The sequence below is a fragment of the Gluconacetobacter tumulicola genome (genome assembly GCF_014174215.1).
Lineage (GTDB): Bacteria > Pseudomonadota > Alphaproteobacteria > Acetobacterales > Acetobacteraceae > Gluconacetobacter > Gluconacetobacter tumulicola.
Genome location: NZ_JABEQL010000016.1, coordinates 59,968 through 78,043, shown reverse-complemented (window position 1 = coordinate 78,043; position 18,076 = coordinate 59,968). Strand labels below are relative to the sequence as shown.

Annotated in this window: 15 protein-coding genes; 13 read left to right on the top strand and 2 right to left on the bottom strand. The window is 66.5% G+C overall.

Annotated features, from left to right (window positions below; genetic code table 11):
* Positions 1-22: 22 nt before the first annotated feature.
* From HLH29_RS12610 to HLH29_RS12600, 3 genes are all read left to right on the top strand, one after another.
* Positions 23-1,393: an MFS transporter gene (locus tag HLH29_RS12610; RefSeq protein WP_182967318.1), complete on the top strand. Its 1,371-nt coding sequence runs from the start codon at positions 23-25 to the stop codon at positions 1,391-1,393.
* A 36-nt stretch (positions 1,394-1,429) separates the two neighbouring features.
* Positions 1,430-2,923 carry a CoA-acylating methylmalonate-semialdehyde dehydrogenase gene (locus HLH29_RS12605; protein WP_182967316.1) on the top strand — a complete coding sequence of 498 codons (1,494 nt, stop codon included), beginning with the start codon at positions 1,430-1,432 and terminating at the stop codon, positions 2,921-2,923.
* A gap of 236 nt (positions 2,924-3,159) precedes the next feature.
* Entirely contained in the window at positions 3,160-4,755 is a 1,596-nt protein-coding gene (locus HLH29_RS12600; RefSeq protein ID WP_182967314.1) for an isocitrate lyase, read from the top strand.
* A gap of 264 nt (positions 4,756-5,019) precedes the next feature.
* On the opposite strand, the gene HLH29_RS19905 is transcribed toward HLH29_RS12600, so the two are convergent.
* The gene (locus HLH29_RS19905; protein ID WP_275944182.1) at positions 5,020-5,142 is read right to left on the bottom strand and encodes a hypothetical protein; all 123 of its coding nucleotides are present in this window, start codon (positions 5,140-5,142) and stop codon (positions 5,020-5,022) included.
* Between HLH29_RS19905 and HLH29_RS12595 the strand changes: the two genes are divergently transcribed.
* The 6 genes from HLH29_RS12595 to HLH29_RS12570 all read left to right on the top strand — a co-directional run bounded on the left by HLH29_RS12595 (position 5,129) and on the right by HLH29_RS12570 (position 12,574).
* The gene (locus tag HLH29_RS12595) at positions 5,129-6,748 is read left to right on the top strand and encodes an OprO/OprP family phosphate-selective porin (RefSeq protein ID WP_182967312.1); all 1,620 of its coding nucleotides are present in this window, start codon (positions 5,129-5,131) and stop codon (positions 6,746-6,748) included. The two genes, HLH29_RS19905 and HLH29_RS12595, sit on opposite strands and share 14 nt — an antisense overlap.
* Positions 6,749-7,055: 307 nt before the next feature.
* The gene (locus tag HLH29_RS12590; protein ID WP_182967310.1) at positions 7,056-8,726 is read left to right on the top strand and encodes an OprO/OprP family phosphate-selective porin; all 1,671 of its coding nucleotides are present in this window, start codon (positions 7,056-7,058) and stop codon (positions 8,724-8,726) included.
* Between the two features lie 44 nt (positions 8,727-8,770).
* The gene (locus HLH29_RS12585) at positions 8,771-9,805 is read left to right on the top strand and encodes a sulfate ABC transporter substrate-binding protein (protein WP_182967308.1); all 1,035 of its coding nucleotides are present in this window, start codon (positions 8,771-8,773) and stop codon (positions 9,803-9,805) included.
* An 11-nt stretch (positions 9,806-9,816) separates the two neighbouring features.
* Positions 9,817-10,662, top strand: a complete 846-nt coding sequence (gene cysT / locus HLH29_RS12580; protein WP_182967306.1) for a sulfate ABC transporter permease subunit CysT — start codon at positions 9,817-9,819, stop codon at positions 10,660-10,662.
* Positions 10,662-11,477, top strand: coding sequence for a sulfate ABC transporter permease subunit CysW (gene cysW / locus HLH29_RS12575; protein WP_182967304.1), 816 nt, complete (start codon positions 10,662-10,664; stop codon positions 11,475-11,477). Before cysT ends, cysW begins: the two co-directional genes overlap by 1 nt.
* Entirely contained in the window at positions 11,474-12,574 is a 1,101-nt protein-coding gene (locus HLH29_RS12570) for a sulfate/molybdate ABC transporter ATP-binding protein (protein ID WP_182967302.1), read from the top strand. The genes cysW and HLH29_RS12570 overlap by 4 nt, the downstream gene beginning before the upstream one ends.
* A 24-nt stretch (positions 12,575-12,598) precedes the next feature.
* Here the strand turns inward: HLH29_RS12570 and HLH29_RS12565 are convergent, their stop codons facing one another.
* Positions 12,599-13,363, bottom strand: a complete 765-nt coding sequence (locus HLH29_RS12565) for a VOC family protein (RefSeq protein WP_182967300.1) — start codon at positions 13,361-13,363, stop codon at positions 12,599-12,601.
* Positions 13,364-13,558: 195 nt separating this feature from the next.
* Here HLH29_RS12565 and HLH29_RS12560 point away from each other — a divergent pair, with 195 nt between their 5' ends.
* The 4 genes from HLH29_RS12560 (at position 13,559) to nadC (ending at position 18,059) form a co-directional block, all read left to right on the top strand.
* Positions 13,559-14,446, top strand: coding sequence for an NUDIX hydrolase (locus tag HLH29_RS12560; protein ID WP_182967298.1), 888 nt, complete (start codon positions 13,559-13,561; stop codon positions 14,444-14,446).
* A 243-nt stretch (positions 14,447-14,689) separates the two neighbouring features.
* Positions 14,690-15,673 (top strand): quinolinate synthase NadA, encoded by a 984-nt coding sequence (nadA, locus tag HLH29_RS12555; protein WP_182967296.1) that lies wholly within the window; start codon positions 14,690-14,692, stop codon positions 15,671-15,673.
* Positions 15,670-17,211, top strand: a complete 1,542-nt coding sequence (locus HLH29_RS12550; RefSeq protein WP_182967294.1) for an L-aspartate oxidase — start codon at positions 15,670-15,672, stop codon at positions 17,209-17,211. Before nadA ends, HLH29_RS12550 begins: the two co-directional genes overlap by 4 nt.
* Positions 17,208-18,059, top strand: a complete 852-nt coding sequence (gene nadC, locus HLH29_RS12545) for a carboxylating nicotinate-nucleotide diphosphorylase (RefSeq protein WP_182967292.1) — start codon at positions 17,208-17,210, stop codon at positions 18,057-18,059. Before HLH29_RS12550 ends, nadC begins: the two co-directional genes overlap by 4 nt.
* The last annotated feature ends 17 nt before the right edge of the window (positions 18,060-18,076 follow it).

The window sequence follows — 18,076 nt, the reverse complement described above, 5'->3', positions numbered from 1 at the left end:
TCAGAAAACGGGAGCGATCATCATGCAGGATTCGCACGCTGCCGCCCGCCCGATGTATGGGTTGGTCTTCGCCTCCAGCGTCGGCACCATTATCGAATGGTACGATTTTTTCCTTTACGGAAGCCTGGCCATCTTCTTTTCGAAATTATTCTATCCGCCGCAGGACGGGGTGGCGGCGACGCTGATCAGTGTCGCCACTTTCGCGACCGGGTTTGCCGTCCGGCCGCTCGGCAGCCTGATCTTCGGCCATATGGGGGACCGGTTCGGGCGCAAGGTCACGTTTCTGGCCACGTTGCTGATCATGGGCTGTTCCACCGCCGCCATCGGGTTTCTGCCCACCTATGCCATGGCGGGTTATCTGGCGCCGGTGCTGCTGATCTCGCTGCGCATCATCCAGGGGTTGGCGCTGGGCGGGGAATATGGCGGGGCGGCCACCTACGTTGCAGAACATGCGCCGGCCCATGAGCGGGGCAAGTGGGCCAGCTATATCCAGGCCATGGCGTCGGGCGGGTTTGTGCTGTCTCTGGCCATGGTGCTGGGTCTGCGCCTGGGGCTGGGCGAGGCGCGCTTCGGTGCCTGGGGATGGCGCCTGCCGTTCCTGGTGTCGATCGTGCTGGTTGGCGTGTCGTTTCGTATCCGTATGAGGCTGCATGAATCGCCGGTCTTTCTGGACATGCAGAAGAACAAGCAGCTTTCCGCATCGCCGATCCGCGATGCGTTCACGATTCCGGGCAATGCGCGGCGGATCGTGACCTTTCTGTTCGGTGTGGCCTGCGCGCAGGCCATTACCTTCTATACCGCGCAGTTCTACGCGCTTTATTTCCTGCAAAGCGTGCTGCATGTGGATTTCCTGTCCGCCACGCTGGCGGTTGCCATGGGGGCGCTGTGCGGGTTGCCGTTCTTCGTCCTCTTTGGCGCACTGTCGGACCGGATCGGGCGCAAGCTTCTGTCGCTGTGCGGGATGGGGGCTGCAATCGTCTTTTACCTGCCGATGTTCATGCTGCTGCGGTCCGCCGTGCATGGCAGCACGATCGATTTCCTGCCTGTCGCGGCCACCGTGTTCCTGCTGGTGGTGATTGCCGCCATGATCTATGGCCCGTATGGGGCCTTTATCGTCGAGAGTTTTCCGCCTTCGGTCCGCTATACGTCGATTTCCATTCCCTACCATATAGGCAACGGGATTTTCGGTGGCTTCCTGCCGCTGATCGGCCTCAGCCTGGTCAATCTTACCGGGAATGTCTTCGCCGGGCTGCTCTATCCGGTGGTGGTCTGTGTCATCGGCTTCTTCGTCACTCTTTTCTTCGTTCCCGAAACGCTGCCGGTGGGGCGTGACCGGAAACGCGAGGCGGCTACGCTGTCCTGCGACGCGCTGGTCCGGGATTCCGGGCCGTAGATCTGAACACTGACATACATATGAAGGATCAAGATCATGAAGATTATTCCTCACGTTATCGATGGCCGGCATAGCGAGGGCGACGGGAAGGGGCGTGCCGATGTGTTCAACCCGGCGACGGGTTCCGTGGCGGCGCAGGTCGTGCTGGGGGTGCAGAGCGACCTGGAAGCGGCGATTGCCGCCGCGCGCCGTGCCTTTCCCGCCTGGGCGGAGACGCCGCCGCTGACGCGCGCGCGCATCCTGTTCCGGGCGCGGGACCTGATCGAGGCGCGCATGAACCAGTTGGCCGCCACGATTACGGCCGAGCATGGCAAGATCCTTTCGGACGCCCAGGGGGAGGTCACGCGCGGGCTGGAAGTGGTGGAATATGCCACCGCCGCGCCGGAGCTGCTGAAGGGCGCGTTTACCGAGCAGGTCAGTCGCGGGATCGACGCCCATACGATGCGCCAGCCGCTGGGGGTGGTGGCCGGCATCACGCCGTTCAACTTCCCGGTCATGGTGCCGCTGTGGATGGCGCCGATGGCGCTGGCGACCGGCAACTGCTTTATCCTGAAGCCATCCGAGCGCGATCCGTCCGCTGCCGTGCTGCTGGCCGATATCTTCAGGGAGGCCGGGCTGCCGGACGGGGTGTTCCAGGTGATGCAGGGCGACAAGGAGATGGTCAATGCCATCCTTGAGCATCGCGGCATCGAAGCAATCAGCTTTGTCGGTTCCACGCCCATCGCGAAGCATGTCTATGCCACGGGGACCGCGGCCGGCAAGCGTGTGCAGGCGCTGGGCGGGGCGAAAAACCATGCTGTCATCATGCCGGATTGCGATCTGGACCGTACGGTGGATGCGCTGGTGGGGGCGGCCTATGGCTCGGCCGGTGAACGATGCATGGCGATTTCGGTCGCCGTGGCCGTCGGGCCGGTGGCCGATGCGCTGGTGGACAGGCTGGCCGCGCGGGTCCGTTCGCTGAAGATCGGTCATGGCAGCGATAACAGCAACGAGATGGGGCCGCTGATCACCGGTCAGCATCTGGCCCGCGTGCGTGCGCTGGTCGATGCCGGGGTGGAGCAGGGGGCGAGCCTGGTGGTCGACGGGCGCGCCCATGTGGTGGCCGGGCATGAGACGGGGTTCTTCATCGGCGGGTCGCTGTTCGACCATGTGACGACGGACATGACGATCTATCGGGAGGAGATCTTCGGCCCGGTGCTGTGTGTGGTGCGCGTGCCGGATTTCGACAGCGCGCTGACGCTGATCAATGAAAGCCCCTATGGCAATGGTACCGCGATCTTTACCCGCGACGGCGATGCCGCCCGGGCGTTCACCCATGGGGTGCAGGTGGGCATGATCGGCGTGAATGTGCCCATTCCGGTGCCCATGGCCTTTCATTCCTTCGGGGGCTGGAAGGACTCGCTGTTCGGCGACCACCATATGCACGGGCCGGAGGGTGTGCGCTTCTTTACACGCATGAAGGCGGTGACCACCCGCTGGCCGACGGGTATCCGCTCGGGCGCGGAATTCGCGATGCCGACGCACGGTTGACCTGGGCAGATGGCCCGGCGGTGCGCCCGGCCATCTGCCCTCGGGCCGCTCTCGCTCACCAGCCCACATTTCCAGACAGGCTCCGAGGGCGTAAAAAGACTTTTCAATTGGAAATTACTGTCTGTAAATTCTTTACAGAAATACAGCGTGAATACCGGTTTCCACCTTCCGGGATGGGGCGTGATGGCGTTAAGCCTTGTGACGCCACGCTTCCCAAGAATAACGGAAACCGTCACATGTCATATCAGGAATCGGCAACCGCCAAGCTCAACCAGATCATCCAGGCCAAGCAGGGCACCTGGGGCGGGATCAATCCCGACTATGTCGTGCGCATGCGCCTGCAGAACCGTTTTCAGACCGGGCTGGACATCGCGCGCTACACGGCCGCCATCATGCGTCAGGACATGGCTGCCTATGATGCCGATCCGGCGCAGTACACCCAGTCGCTGGGGGCCTGGCACGGTTTCATCGCGCAGCAGCAGATGATCTCGGTGAAGAAGCATTTCGGGTCGCTGAAGGGCCGCTACCTGTATCTGTCGGGCTGGATGGTCGCCGCGCTGCGCTCGGAATTCGGCCCGCTGCCCGACCAGTCGATGCACGAGAAGACGGCGGTGCCGGCGCTGATCGAGGAAATCTACACCTTCCTGCGCCAGGCCGATGCCCGCGAGCTGGGGGGGCTGTTCCGCGACCTCGATGCCGCGCGTGAAGCCGGCGATGCGGCGCGCGAGGCCGAGATCCAGGCGAAGATCGACAATCACCAGACCCATATCGTGCCGATCATCGCCGATATCGACGCGGGTTTCGGCAATGCCGAGGCGACCTACCTGCTGTCGAAGAAGATGATCGAGGCCGGTGCCTGCGCCATCCAGATCGAGAACCAGGTGTCGGACGAAAAGCAGTGCGGCCATCAGGACGGCAAGGTCACGGTGCCGCATGAGGACTTCCTGGCGAAGGTGCGCGCTGTCCGCTACGCGTTCCTGGAACTGGGGGTGGAAGATGGTGTGATCGTCTGTCGCACCGACAGCCTGGGTGCGGGCCTGACCAAGCAGATCGCCTATAGCAGCCAGCCGGGCGATCTGGGCGACCAGTACAATGCCTATCTGGATTGCGAAGAGGTGACCGACGGCACCGTGCGCGATGGCGACGTGATCATTGCCCGCGAAGGCAAGCTGCTGCGTCCGAAGCGGCTGCCCAGCAACCTCTACCAGTTCCGTCACGGAACCGGTGCGGATCGCTGCGTGCTGGACTGCATCACCGCGCTGGAGAATGGCGCCGACCTGCTATGGATCGAGACGGAAAAGCCGCATATCGAGCAGATTGCCGGCATGATGGACCGTATCCGCGACGCCGTGCCGAATGCCAAGCTGGTCTACAACAATTCGCCGTCCTTCAACTGGACGCTCAATTTCCGCCAGCAGGTCTATGATGCCTGGAAGGCAGAAGGGCGCGACGTGACGGCGTATGACCGCGCGAAGCTGATGGCGCAGAGCTATGACGAGACCGAACTGGCGACGGAGGCCGACCTGCGCATCCGCTCGTTCCAGCGGGATGCGTCGAAGCGGGCCGGCATCTTCCATCACCTGATCACGCTGCCCACCTATCACACGGCGGCGCTGTCGACCGACAATCTCTCCAAGAGATATTTCGGCGAGGAGGGGATGCTGGGTTACGTGCAGAACGTCCAGCGCGAGGAAATCCGCCAGGGGATCGCGTGCGTCAAGCACCAGAACATGGCGGGCTCGGACATCGGCGACGATCACAAGGAGTATTTCGCCGGTGAAGCGGCGCTGAAGGCCGGCGGCGCGCATAACACCATGGGGCAGTTCGGCTGAAGCCGGCGCCCCCTGGCGTTGCGGAATAAGAACAAGCAATAACGGTTATTGAAACTGCTGGCCCGGTCTTCCTGATGGAGACCGGGCTTTTTTTGGGAGTTACGCGACCGGTCGGGGCCGGGCATGTCGTCTGCGGTCGGAGACATGAAAATATACATTTGTATTTCGGTAGAATATAAAACCATGGATTGATTGTGGAAATCGTGGTGTAAATCATACGGCGGCGTTGACCGAGTCATGGTGGCTCACTAGCCTTCCGGCAATTCATTGCGGGAAACCTGCGCGATCCGGTGCGTTCTTGCGGGGAATGGCGCGGAGTGTTCGGTCGATAGTGTCCAGTTTATTGAAAATACGGTCTTTGTTTCTGGCGACGATGGTGCCGGTCATCGGTCTGCCGAGCCTGGCCCGAGCGGCCCCCCATGATGACGAGATTGCGGCGTTGCGGCGCGAAATGCGGGAGATGCAGCGCGAGATGCGCGACGAGATCAGGGTGCTGCAGGCCCGGATCGCCCGCGACGAGGGCCGCGCGCCGCGGGCGCAGGAGGCGCATCGGGTACCCGCGCATGGGGCCCATGCCATGCCGAGGCGGTGGAGCGGGCCGTTGCCCATGATCGGCGTGCCGCAGGGGGCAGGCCCGGTGCGGCCCCGATCGGAGGCGGAAAGCCGGCTGGCCCTGGTGGAAGGGCCGATCCCGTCCTGGGCGGAATTGAGGGCCGCGACGGCGAAGGATGAGAGCGTGCATATCGGCGGCATGCGCATCGGCTTTCCGTCCGGGCGGCCCACGATATCGTCGGATGACGGGGCGTATAGTTTTTCAGTCGGCATGCTGTTGCAGGAGGATATCGGCGGTTTTATCGGCACCGGTGCCCGGGCGGGCGAGGCCAGGGGGAATTTCAACAGCTTTACCGAAAACGGGCGCCGGCTGCGGCTGTATTTCTCCTGGCGGTACAAGGATTGGGTGGTGCATGTCACCCCCGATTTCGGGTCGCTGACCGCCGACGGGTCGGTCGGGCTGTTCGAGGCGAACCTGAATTATACCGGGTGGCGCCATACGACGCTGACTGTCGGCTATTTCCAGCCGCGCATGGACGAGGAAAGCGCGGAACGGCCGGTGGCGTTCGCGTTTCTCGAGCGGCCGACCATCGTCGATCTTGCGCGCAACATAGCGGCCGGTGTCGCGCGCTTCAGCGTCGGTGGCGAGCATTACGAGGATCGGTGGCTGGCGGCGCTCTATTTCACCGGGCAGAAATTCGGCGACCGCAACAAGGATACGACGATTACCGACAGCCAGACCGGCGGCGTCGCGCGTATTGTCGGGCGGCCCTATGTCAGCAGGGATGTCGATGTCCATGTCGGGGCCGGCGCGATCAGCGCCTTCAGGGTCAACCAGAGCGCCAAGGGCCGGAGCTATACGTTCAGCGACAATGTCGAGGTGCCCTTGGGCGAGACGTCCCTGCTGACCTCGGGTGTGTTGTCCAATGTGGCGCAGATCTGGGCGGCCGGTCCGCAACTGGCGGTGCGCTGGCGGCGTTTCCTGCTCAAGGGCGAATATTACCATATCGGCGTGGAACGCCGCCGGGAGGCCGGTGCCAGCCCGCTGCCATCGCTGGGTTTCGACGGGTGGTATGTCGCGGCCAATTATACGCTGTTCGGCCGGCCCCGATCCTACAATCCCAGGATCGCCGCGTTTGTCGCGCCGGGGGTCGAACGGGATTTCGATCCGCTGCATGGGGATTGGGGCGCGCTGGAACTCAATGGGCGATGGAGCGTCACGGATCTGTCCGATGTCGCCGATCAGGGCGGCGCGGGGGTTGACGGCAACCAGCAGACGGTCTGGCAGGGGGGCCTGAACTGGTACCCCAACCGCTATTTCAAGTTCATGCTGGATTTCGACCATTTCATCGTCACCCGGTCGAAGGGGGTGGCTGGCGGGGTCAATCTGTTCGGGCGGACCGGCAATCTGGTCGTGGGACGGGTCCAGGCCAGTTTCTGAGGCGTTTTTTTGGGTGGGGTACCGGGTGGGACGTGCCGCCCGCCCATGCCTCTTCGGGGTGAGGGCCGGTCATCCTGAGGCCGCCTTCATATACGGTTAACAACTATAAAAATAGTGGAATATCCGTATTGTCGCTCGGGATTGTCGCTCGGGCGCTGTCCGAATTAAACGAACAAAAACAGTAAATGACTTTTATAACGCTATTGACCGTTAAATTACAACGTGCCATCGATCATTGCAGTTCGCGCTAAATGCGAAAAATATCGTGAAATACGCCTGCGTGTGCTGGGTCGAGGGTTCGTAGAACATGAAAGAAGGTTTCAAAGTCCGGCGCATGCTTGCCCTGGCAACGGCCCTGTCCACCAGTTTTCTGCCGGCTCTGGCGGAGGCGGCTTCGCAGGATGACGAAATCACGGCGTTGCGGCGTGAAATGCGGGAGATGCAGCGCCAGATGCGGGACGAGATCCGGGTGCTGCAGGCCCGGATCGCCCGCGATGAGGGCCGGGCCGTGTCGGTCACCACCGGCCATGGTGGGGAGGGGGCGCCGCGTGTCGTCCATGCGCATCGCTGGGCCGGCGGTCCGTTGCCCGCGATCGGGGAACCGCAGGGACTGGCCGCCACGCATCGGCCCCGCACGGATGCCGAGACGCGCCTGATCACCCCGGAAGGGCCGATTCCGTCCTGGGCCGAGATCCGGGCCGCGACCGCGCGGGACGAGACCGTGCATGTGGGCGGGATGCAGATCGGCTTTCCGGCCGGGCGGCCCACGATCTCGTCGGAGGATGGCGCATACAGCTTCTCGCTCGGCCTGACGGCGATGGAGGATCTTGGGGGCTTTCTCGGCGCCGGGCCCAGGCGGGGCGAGGGAGCCGGCAATTTCAACAAATTCACCCAGAATGCCCGGCGCCAGCGGATCTATTTCTCCTGGCGCTACAAGGATTGGGTGGCGAACGTCACGCCGGAATTCGGCTCCAGCTCGGTGGACGGGTCGGTCAGCCTGTTCGAGGCGAACGCGAATTATACCGGGCTGCGCCATACGATTCTGACCGTCGGCTATTTCCAGCCGCGCATGGAAGAGGAAAGCGCGGAGCGGGCATCGTCGTTCGAGTTCCTCGAGCGCCCGACCATCATCGATCTGGTGCGCAACCTGGCGGGCGGCGTCGGGCGCTTCAGCATCGGCGGCGAGCATTATGAAAACCGCTGGCAGGCGGCGGCCTATTTCACCGGCCAGAAGTTCGGCGACCGGAACAAGGACACGACGATTACCGACAGCCAGACCGGCGCGGTGGCCCGCATCGTCGGCCGGCCCTATGTGAGCAAGGATATCGACGTCCATGTCGGGGCCGGCGCGACCAGCGCCTTCAAGGTCAACCAGAATTCAAGCGGCCGCAACTATACGTTCAGCGACAATATGGAGGTGGCGCTGGGCGAGACTTCGTTGCTGACATCGGGGGCGCTGACCAATGTGTCCCAGATCTGGGCGGCTGGTCCGCAACTGGCCTTCCGCTGGCGGAAATTCCTGCTGAAGGGCGAATATTACCATGTGGGCGTGGAGCGCGGGCATAATGCCGGGGCGTCTCCGCTGCCGTCGCTGAATTTCGACGGGTGGTATGTCGCGGCCAACTACACGCTGTTCGGCCGGGGGCGTGGATACAACGTCAAGACCGGTGCCTTCACCACGCCGGGGGTCGAGCATGATTTCGATCCGGCGCGCGGCGATTGGGGCGCGCTGGAACTCAGCGGCCGCTGGAGCGTGGCGGACCTGTCCGATGTCGCCAACCAGGGCGGGGTGGGCGTCAACGGCAACCAGCAGACGGTCTGGGCGGGGGGATTGAACTGGTATCCCAACCAGCATTTCAAGTTCATGCTGGATTTCGATCATTTCATCGTCACCCGGTCGAAGGGTGTGTCCGGCGGGGTGAACCTGCTGGGCCGGACGGGCAATGCCGTCGCCGGGCGCGTGCAGGCCACGTTCTGAACCGGTTTTTTTCATCCGCAACTGTCATCTGGACGAGAAACGATATGAAGAACGGTTTCATGGTGCCGTCGCGGCGCGGCTTCCTTGCCGGGACGGCTGCCGCCGCCACGGCGTTTGCCATGGGCGCGCGCCCGCGTCCCGCGGCGGCGGCGACGCGGCTGCTGAATGTGTCGTACGATCCGACGCGCGAGCTTTATGCCGATGCCGGACGGGCCTTTTCCGCCTTCTGGGCGAAGGCCCATGGGGGTGAGCGGGTGGTGGTGACGTCCTCGCACGGCGGGTCGGGCGCGCAGGCGCGCTCGGTGCTGGAGGGGGCGCCTGCCGATGTGGTGACGCTGGGCCTGGCCTATGACATCGATATCCTGGCCCAGCACGGGCTGCTGGCGGCGGACTGGCAGACGCGTCTGCCGCACAATTCCACGCCTTACACCAGCACGATCGTCTTCCTGGTGCGCAAGGGGAACCCCAAGGGCATCCATGACTGGCCGGACCTGCTGCGGGACGGCGTGCAGGTGATTACGCCCAACCCCAAGACCTCGGGCGGTGCGCGCTGGAACTATCTGGCCGCCTGGGGTTGGGCACTGCGCCAGCCCGGCGGGTCCGAAGCTTCGGCGACCGCGTATCTCAAGTCGCTGTTCGCCCATGTGCCGGTGCTGGATACCGGCGCGCGCGGGGCCACCAACAGTTTCGTGCAGCGCGGGCTGGGCGATGTGCTGATCGCGTGGGAGGACGAGGCGCTGCTGGCGACGCGCGAGCTGGGGCCGGACACGTTCGACATCGTCGTGCCGCCGGTGACGATCCTGGCCGAACCGCCGGTCGCGGTGGTGGACAAGAATGTCCAGGCGCATGGAACGGAAGCGGTGGCGAAGGGCTTCCTCGACTTCCTGTTCACGCCTGAGGGGCAGCGGATCGGGGCGAAACATTATTTCCGCCCGGTCGATCCGGCGATCGTGGCCGAAACGGCATCTGTCTTCCCCAAGACGACAACATTCGATGTCGCCAGCCTGGGTGGATGGACTAAGGTCCAGAAGACGCATTTCGCCGATGGCGGTGTGTTCGACCAGATCTATAGCCGATAGCGGACTCTTTCATGGTGTTTTGCCTGCGGCGGCGCGATGGGCTGCCAGGTCTTTCCATATCCATCGCGTTCACGCTGGTCTGGATCGGCCTGATTGTCGCGTTGCCGCTGACGGCCCTGGTCTTGCGCCCCTGGCAGGAAGGCGGGGGTGCGATGCTGCGGGCGCTGCATGACGCGCGCATGTATGCGGCGCTGCGCGTCAGCTTTGGCTGTGCCGCGCTGGCCGCCGCGATCGATGTGCCGCTGGGCCTGCTGCTGGCCTGGGCGCTGGTGCGCGCGCGCCTGCCCGGGCGGCGGGCGATCGATGCGCTGATCGACCTGCCCTTCGCCCTGCCGACCGCCGTGACGGGCATCACGCTGGCGACCCTGTACGGTCCCACCGGGTGGGTCGGCGCGCTGCTGGCCCGTGCCGGCATCCGCGTGGCCTACACGCCGGCCGGCATCGTGGCTGCGCTGATGTTCGTCGGCCTGCCCTTTATCGTGCGGGCCGTCGAACCGGTGCTGCGCGGCCTGCCGCCGGAGCTGGAGGAGGCAGGGCTGCTGCTGGGGGCCAGCCCGTTGCAGAATTTTCGCCGGGTCATCCTGCCGCCCCTGCTGCCGCCGCTGGTGGCCGGGTTCAGCCTGGCCTTCGCGCGCTGCATCGGCGAGTACGGGTCGGTGATCTTCATCGCCGGCAATCAGCCGTTCCATAGCGAGATCGCGCCGCTGCTGATCGTGGTGCGGTTGCAGGAATATGATTATAATGGCGCGACCGCGATCGCGCTGATCCTGCTGCTCAGTGCGCTGGTGTGCATGACCGGCGTGGCCGCGCTGCGCCGCCGTGTGTCGCGCGGGCTGGTGGCGCGGGGGGCGGCGTGATGGGTGGGCCGTCGCGTCGCGGCAATGCCGTGCTGGTTGCCGCCACCTATCTGACGGTGCTGGCCGTGCTGGTGCTGCCGGTGCTGCTGGTGATGGTCGAAGCCCTGCGTACCGGAATCGCGGCCGCGTGGCGCAGCCTGCTGGACCCGGATGCGCTGTCCGCGATCCGCCTGACGCTGCTGGTCACGCTGGTGGCCACCCTCGTCAATACCGCCGGCGGGATCATGGCGGCGTGGCTGGTGACCAAATATCGTTTTCGCGGCCGGGGGGTTTTGGTCGCGCTGATCGAACTACCGATCAGTGTCTCGCCGGTGATTGCCGGCCTGGTCTGGCTGCTGCTGTTCGGGCGGCAGGGCTGGTGGGGCGGCTGGCTGGACCAGCACGATATCCAGATCGCCTTTGCCACGCCGGGTATCCTGCTGGCCACGCTCTTCGTGACCTTTCCCTATGTCGCGCGGACGCTGATGCCGTTCATGGAACAGCAGGGGCGCGAGGCGGAGGAGGCGGCGTTCCTGCTCGGGGCCGGGTTCTGGCGGACATTGTGGCGGGTGACGCTGCCCGATGCGCGCTGGGCGCTGCTGTCGGGCATCCTGCTGACGACGGCGCGGGGGATCGGCGAGTTCGGCGCGGTGTCGGTCGTCTCGGGCCATATTCCGGGGCTGACGGAAACCATGCCGCTGCATATCGAGACGCTCTATAACGGCTATCAGACGGTCGCCGCCTTCACCATGGCGGCGCTGCTGGCGCTGATCGCCATGGCCACCGTCCTGCTGCGGTCGTTTCTCGAGCATGATTTCAGGAAGGCGTCGTCATGAGCGTCCAGATCCAGTCCCTGACGCGCCGTGCGCCGAATGCGTCGCGCAAGATGCTCGACGGGGTTTCGCTGACCATCGAGGATGGGGCCTTCGTGGCCCTGGTCGGGCCGTCCGGTGCCGGCAAGACCACGCTGCTGCGGACCATCGCCGGGTTGGACGGGCCTTATGAGGGCACGGTGCTGGTCGATGGCCAGGTGCTGGCGGGGCGCCCGATGCGCGAGCGGCGGATCGGCTTCGTGTTCCAGAATTATGCGCTGTTCCGCCACATGACGGTGGCGCGCAATATCTCCTTCGGGCTGGATGTGCTGCCCCGGGGGGAGCGGCCGGATCGGGGGGCGATTGCCGCCCGGGTGGCCGAATTGCTGGAGCTGATCCAGTTGCCGACGCTGGGCGGGGCCTATCCGGACCAGTTGTCCGGCGGGCAGCGGCAGCGCGTGGCGCTGGCGCGCGCGCTGGCGACGAAGCCGGGCCTGCTGCTGCTGGACGAGCCGTTCGGCGCGCTGGACCCGATCGTGCGGCGGCAGATCCGCCGCTGGCTGCGCGGGCTGCACGACCAGCTTGGCCTGACGACGGTGCTGGTGACCCACGACCATGACGAGGCGCTGGAAGTGGCCGACCGGCTGGTGGTGATGCAGAACGGGCGCATCGTGCAGGAGGCGGCGGCCGAGACGCTGGATGCCGCACCCGCCACGCCGTTCGTGATGGAATTTCTGGGCGAAGCGCTGGAATTTGCCGGCCGGGTCGCCCACGGGCGGTTCCTGCCCGATGATCCGAATGTCCTGTCCTTTGCCGTGAGCGCCGGCGATGGCCCGGCGACGGCCTACCTGCGCCCGCATGAGGCGCGGCTGGTGGCGGCGGGTGGGGCGGCCCGGGCCATACCGTTGACCGGCGGGCAGGGGGGATTGCGGCGGCTGGCCGTGGCGCTGGGCACGCGGGAGGTCGAGATCCTCGTCCTGCCGGAGCGGCTTGGCCAGGCGGGGACCGAGGGGCTGGGGCTCGATATCGGGCGGGCGCGCCTGTTTCGCGATGGCGCGCCGCTGGCCGGCGCGCCCCCCGTGGCGAGCGGGCAGGAATTGCCGCGTGTGACCGTCGGCTGACGCGGCGGAGGCGGGGCGGGCGGTTCAGCGGTGGGGGGCCACCAGCGCGAACAGCGTGCCTTCCGGATCGCGGCATTGGGCGATCCACTGTCCGCCGGGAACTTCCATGGGCCCCTGGATGGCGTGGCCGCCCGCCTGTGCGACGCGTTCCAGCGCGGCATCCAGGGCCTCGACGGCGATATAGAACAACCAGAATGGCGCTGCCGCGTCGGGTTCCGTCATCATGCCGCCCACTGGCGGTCCGCCGGTGGCGAACATCTGGTAGATCCCCCGCGGGCCCATATCCAGCGCGTCGGCTTTGGTCCAGCCGAACTGGTCGGCATAGAAGGCGAAGGCTGCCTCTCCCTCGCTTGCATAGAGTTCGTGCCAGGCGACATGGCCGGGCGTGCCTTCCGGTGCCGGCGGCATCGGTGCTTCGCCATTGCCCTGGAACAGGGCGAAGGGTGCGCCCTGCGGATCGGTGACGACCGCGAAGCGGCCGACGCCGGGGATATCGTCCGGGGCGTGCAGGATGGCGCCGGAGGCGGTGGCGATCCGTGCGCTGGCGGCATCGACATTATCCACGCCGATATAGCCGATCCAGCCCGGCCGGGCGGCGGCGTCCAGGCCCGGCAGGCCGAGGAGGCCGGCCACCGGGCGTTCCGAGGCGCTCAGGATACGGTAGGCCATGCCGGGCACGCCGGCATCGCGGGCGTGCCAGCCGATGACGGTGCAATAAAACGACTCGGCGGCCGCTGGGTCGCCGGCGATCAGTTCGTACCAGACGAACGTGCCCGAATGGGTCGACATGGCGCATCCTCTCAAGCCGATCCGGCCCCGGCGGGCATCGCGCGGGTTGCGGCGGCCCTGATGACCGTGGTGCGGAACCGGGACCATATCAAGCGCCCCCATTCGCGGTTTTTTTGCCGGCCGCGCGGTGATATGGCCCGATAGCCGGGCTTTGCCGCCCGTGCCCCCCGCCACGCAAGCCGAAGGAAATGCGCCATGCCCCCGGAATTGATCGCGGTCCTGATCGCGGTCAGCGACGACCGGCCGATGGTGCTGACGCTGGAAGGCGGCCGCCTGCTGCCCTCCGGGCCGCTGGAAGCGGGGCATCGGTCGCTGCAGACGGGTTTGCGCCTGTGGGTGGAGCACCAGACCGGTCATGCCCTGGGGCATGTGGAGCAGCTTTATACATTTGCCGATGCGCCGGTCGATGGCGGGCCGGATGAGCGGCGGGTCATGATCTCCTACCTTGCCTTGACCCGCACCCGCCGGGGCGAGCGCGGCTGGCGGGGTTGGTACGATTATTTCCCGTGGGAGGACCAGACGGCGCCTGAAGGCCGCGCGCTGGTGCAGCGTATCGCGCGGCTGCTGGATGACTGGGCCGGGCGGGCGCCCTCGGCCGCCGGGCAGGAGGCGCGGCGCCAGCGTGTGGCGTTGACCTTCGGGCTGGACGGGCTGGGCTGGGACGACGAGCTGGTGCTGCAGCGCTACGAATTGCTGTGGGAGGCGGCGCTGGTGCCGGAATCCGCGCCGCCGGGGGCGCCGGTGCTGCCGGGCCTGAGCATGGCGTGCGACGAGCGGCGCGTGCTGGCCACCGCGATGGCGCGGCTGCGGGCCAAGATCCGCTACCGGCCGGTGATCTACGAGCTGATGCCCGACAGTTTCACGCTGCTGCACCTGCAGCGCACGGTCGAGGCGGTGGCTGGCCAGCCGATGCACAAGCAGAATTTCCGCCGGCTGGTGGCCCAGCAGGACCTGATCGAGGAGACGGGCGAGGTGGCGCCGGACACGCGCGGCCGGCCGGCGCGGCTGTTCCGCTTTCGGCGCGAGGTGATTGGCGCGCGGCGGATTGCGGGGTCGAAACTGCCATTGGCGCGTCCGATTTGAGAACCTGACCGAAAATGCGCGCTGGCTTTGAGTGTCTTCTTTAAAAAATGCTGTTGAATGCGGTGTTCACGGATATGTTTGACGGGATCAGTGAACTGGAATTCTGGCGTTTTTTCCGTGATGGGTTTTAGGACGCGCGCCGGCATGGGTTGACGCGGGCGGCGGGCGGGTTGAACAGCACAAGGGCGACGTTATGTATCTAGATTATGCTCAACATGAGCATAAAGGTCGGAGGAGACCGTGATGTCCGAAACCCTTACCGCTCCGTCCCAGCTCGATGCGCTCTATGATCGTGTCGCCCGTGTCGTCCCGCGTCTGGAATGGGATCTGTTCGCCGACGACATCGCGGCCATCCTGGAGCTGAAGCGGCGGCGCCGTGCGGTGATCCTGGCCCATAATTACCAGACGCCCGAGATCTTTCACTGCATCGCCGACATTCGGGGCGACAGCCTGGCCCTGGCGCGTGATGCGCAGGGGCTGGATGCCGAGGTGATCGTGATGGCCGGCGTGCATTTCATGGCCGAGACCGCGAAGCTGATGAACCCCGACCGCACGGTGCTGATGCCGTCGCTGGAGGCCGGGTGCTCGCTGGCCGATTCGATCACCGCCGAGGATGTGCGGGCCCTGCGCCGCGCCCATCCCGGCGTGCCGGTGGTGACCTATGTGAACAGCACCGCCGAGGTGAAGGCGGAGAGCGATATCTGCTGCACCTCGGCCAATGCGCGGCGGATCGTGGAAAGCCTGGGCGTGCCGCGGGTGATCATGATCCCCGACGAGTTCCTGGCCCAGAACGTGCAGCGGGAAACCGGGGTCGAGATCATCACCTGGCGCGGCCATTGCGAGGTGCATGAGCGCTTCACGCCGCAGGAGATCCGCGACTGGCGCGCCGACAATCCGGACGTAGCCGTGCTGGCGCATCCGGAATGCCCGCCCGGCGTAGTGGCGGAGGCCGATTTTTCGGGTTCGACGGCGGCGATGTCGGATTTCGTCGCCGAGGGCGCGCATCGCAAGGTGCTGCTGGTGACCGAATGTTCCATGAGCGACAATCTGGCGGCCGCGCATCCGGAGGTGGAGTTCGTCCGGCCGTGCAATCTGTGCCCGCACATGAAGCGCATCACCCTGCGAGGCATCCGCCATGCGCTGGAGACCATGAGCCATGAGGTGACGATCCCGGCGCATCTGGTGGCGGGCGGGCGCCGCGCGGTCGAACGGATGCTGGCGGCATGACCGGTTTCGCCGCCCTGGCCGGGCAGCCGGTCATCGCCGGGGGCGGGCTGGCCGGTCTGGCGACCGCGCTGCTGATGGACCGGCCCTGCGTGCTGCTGTCGCCCGCGCCGCTGGGGCGGGATGCCGCCAGTGCGCTGGCGCAGGGCGGGATTGCGGCGGCGATCGGGGCGGATGATTCAGTGGACCTGCATGTGGCGGACACGCTGGCTGCCGGGGGCGGGCTGTGCGACCCGGATGCGGTTGCGGCCATTGTCGGGGCCGGTCCTGAGGCGGTGGCGGGGCTGCGGTCGCTGGGCGTGGTCTTTGACCTGGGGGCCGATGGGAAGCCCGACCTGCATCTGGAGGCTGCGCATTCCCGCCCGCGCATTGCCCATGCGCGGGGCGATGGCACGGGGGCCGAGATCATGCGGGCGCTGGTGGCGCGGGTACGGGCCACGCCGCGCATTACGGTGATCGAGGGGGCTGCGCTGCGCCGCCTGATCCTGCGGGACGGGCGGGTGGCCGGGGTCGAGATCATGCGGGGTGGTGTGGTGCTGGCCTTGCCGACGGCTGCCTGCGTCATCGCCACCGGTGGAGTGGGGGCGCTGTTTCCCGCGACGACCAGCCCGGTGGGTGGGCAGGGAATGGGGCTGGCCTGCGCGGCGCGGGCGGGGGCGGTGCTGCGCGACATGGAGTTCGTGCAGTTTCATCCCACGGCGCTGGCCGGTGGGCCGGCCGGTGCGCCGCGGGCGCTGGTCAGCGAGGCGGTGCGGGGTGCCGGCGCGATTCTGGTGGATGAGACCGGAGCGCGTTTTACCGACGAGCTTGCGCCGCGCGACGTGGTGGCGCGTGCGATCGAGGCCCATCTGGCGGCCGGGCATCAGGTGCTGCTGGATACACGTGCGGCCACGCGGGGGGCGTTTGCGCGGCATTTTCCCGGGATTGCGCTTGCCTGTGCGGCGCGGGGACTGGACCCCGACCGCCAGCCGATGCCGGTGCGGCCGGCGGTGCATTACCATATGGGCGGGATCGAGACCGACCTGAACGGGCGCAGCACCGTGCCCGGCCTGTGGGCCTGCGGAGAAGCGGCGTCGACCGGGTTGCATGGCGCCAACCGGCTGGCCAGCAATTCGCTGCTGGAGGCCTTTGTCTGTGCGGGCTTCGTGGCGCGCGATCTGGATGCCGTTTCTCTGCCCATGCCGCGTCCGGTCGGTGAGCCGGCGCCCGATGCCGGGGACGGGGTGGGGCTGGCGGATATTCACGCCTGCCTCGGCCGTGCCGCCGGCATTCTGCGCGACGGCGCCGGACTGGCCCGTGCCGCGCGGGCGCTGGCGCCGCATGTCGCCACCGATGATCGTGCGCTGGTCGGGGCCATGCTGTGCCTGGCGGCGCTGGAGCGGCGGGAGAGCCGGGGCGGCCATTATCGTACCGATTATCCGCGAACCGCCGCGACCGCCGTGCATTCGCGCCTGACGCTGGCGCGGACCCTGACCATGCTGGCCGACCTGTCGTCCGGCGACCTCGTTTCTACTCCTGCCGATGGATTGACCGTGCCATGACCCCTTTGCCCGACCTGATGCTGGAACCGCTGGTGCGTGCGGGATTGCTGGAGGATCTCGGTTGCGGCGGCGACCTGACGACCGACGCGCTGGCGGCGCCCGGCCAGAGGCTCCGCACTGCCCTGGTGGCGCGGCAGCCCGGCGTGGTGGCCGGGCTGGCACTGGCCCGGCTGGCCTTCACGCTGATGGACCCGTCGGTGCGCTTCGAGATCGAGCGGCCGGATGGCAGCGCGGTGGCGCCCGGAGAGCGGATTGCGCGCGTCACCGGGCCGGCGCCGGCGATTCTGGGCGGCGAGCGGGTGGCGCTGAATTTCCTGTCGCATCTGTGCGGGATTGCCACCGCCACGGCCGGGATCGTCCGTGCCGTCGCGGGGACGAAGGCGCGCGTGTGCTGTACGCGCAAGACGCTGCCGGGGATGCGGGCGATCCAGAAATATGCGGTGCGGGCCGGTGGGGGAGCGAATCATCGCTTTCGGCTGGATGATGCGATCCTGATCAAGGACAATCACATCGCCCTGGCCGGCGGCGATGTGGCGCATGCGCTGGCGGCGGCGCGGGCGCGGGCGGGGCATCTGGTGAGTATCGAACTGGAAGTCGATACGCTCGACCAGTTGGCGCAGGCGCTGCGGGCGGGGGGAGCGGATGCGTACCTGCTGGACAACATGAATCCGGACCAGTTGCGCGAGGCCGTTGCCATGGTGAATGGGCGCGCCGTGACCGAGGCTTCGGGTGGGATCACGCCCGATAGCGCGCCCGAGATTGCCGCGACGGGGGTGGATATCCTGTCGGTCGGCTGGCTGACCCATACGGTGCGGGCGCTGGATATCGGACTGGATCACGAGGCGTGAGAGACGGGCAAGGGGGG

Coding starts and splice junctions, on each gene's coding strand:
- HLH29_RS12610 (WP_182967318.1), top strand. CDS start 23: ATGCAGGATTCGCACGCTGCCGCCCGCCCGATGTATGGGTTGGTCTTC.
- HLH29_RS12605 (WP_182967316.1), top strand. CDS start 1,430: ATGAAGATTATTCCTCACGTTATCGATGGCCGGCATAGCGAGGGCGAC.
- HLH29_RS12600 (WP_182967314.1), top strand. CDS start 3,160: ATGTCATATCAGGAATCGGCAACCGCCAAGCTCAACCAGATCATCCAG.
- HLH29_RS12595 (WP_182967312.1), top strand. CDS start 5,129: ATGGTGCCGGTCATCGGTCTGCCGAGCCTGGCCCGAGCGGCCCCCCAT.
- HLH29_RS19905 (WP_275944182.1), bottom strand. CDS start 5,142: ATGACCGGCACCATCGTCGCCAGAAACAAAGACCGTATTTTCAATAAA.
- HLH29_RS12590 (WP_182967310.1), top strand. CDS start 7,056: ATGAAAGAAGGTTTCAAAGTCCGGCGCATGCTTGCCCTGGCAACGGCC.
- HLH29_RS12585 (WP_182967308.1), top strand. CDS start 8,771: ATGAAGAACGGTTTCATGGTGCCGTCGCGGCGCGGCTTCCTTGCCGGG.
- cysT (WP_182967306.1), top strand. CDS start 9,817: ATGGTGTTTTGCCTGCGGCGGCGCGATGGGCTGCCAGGTCTTTCCATA.
- cysW (WP_182967304.1), top strand. CDS start 10,662: ATGGGTGGGCCGTCGCGTCGCGGCAATGCCGTGCTGGTTGCCGCCACC.
- HLH29_RS12570 (WP_182967302.1), top strand. CDS start 11,474: ATGAGCGTCCAGATCCAGTCCCTGACGCGCCGTGCGCCGAATGCGTCG.
- HLH29_RS12565 (WP_182967300.1), bottom strand. CDS start 13,363: ATGTCGACCCATTCGGGCACGTTCGTCTGGTACGAACTGATCGCCGGC.
- HLH29_RS12560 (WP_182967298.1), top strand. CDS start 13,559: ATGCCCCCGGAATTGATCGCGGTCCTGATCGCGGTCAGCGACGACCGG.
- nadA (WP_182967296.1), top strand. CDS start 14,690: ATGTCCGAAACCCTTACCGCTCCGTCCCAGCTCGATGCGCTCTATGAT.
- HLH29_RS12550 (WP_182967294.1), top strand. CDS start 15,670: ATGACCGGTTTCGCCGCCCTGGCCGGGCAGCCGGTCATCGCCGGGGGC.
- nadC (WP_182967292.1), top strand. CDS start 17,208: ATGACCCCTTTGCCCGACCTGATGCTGGAACCGCTGGTGCGTGCGGGA.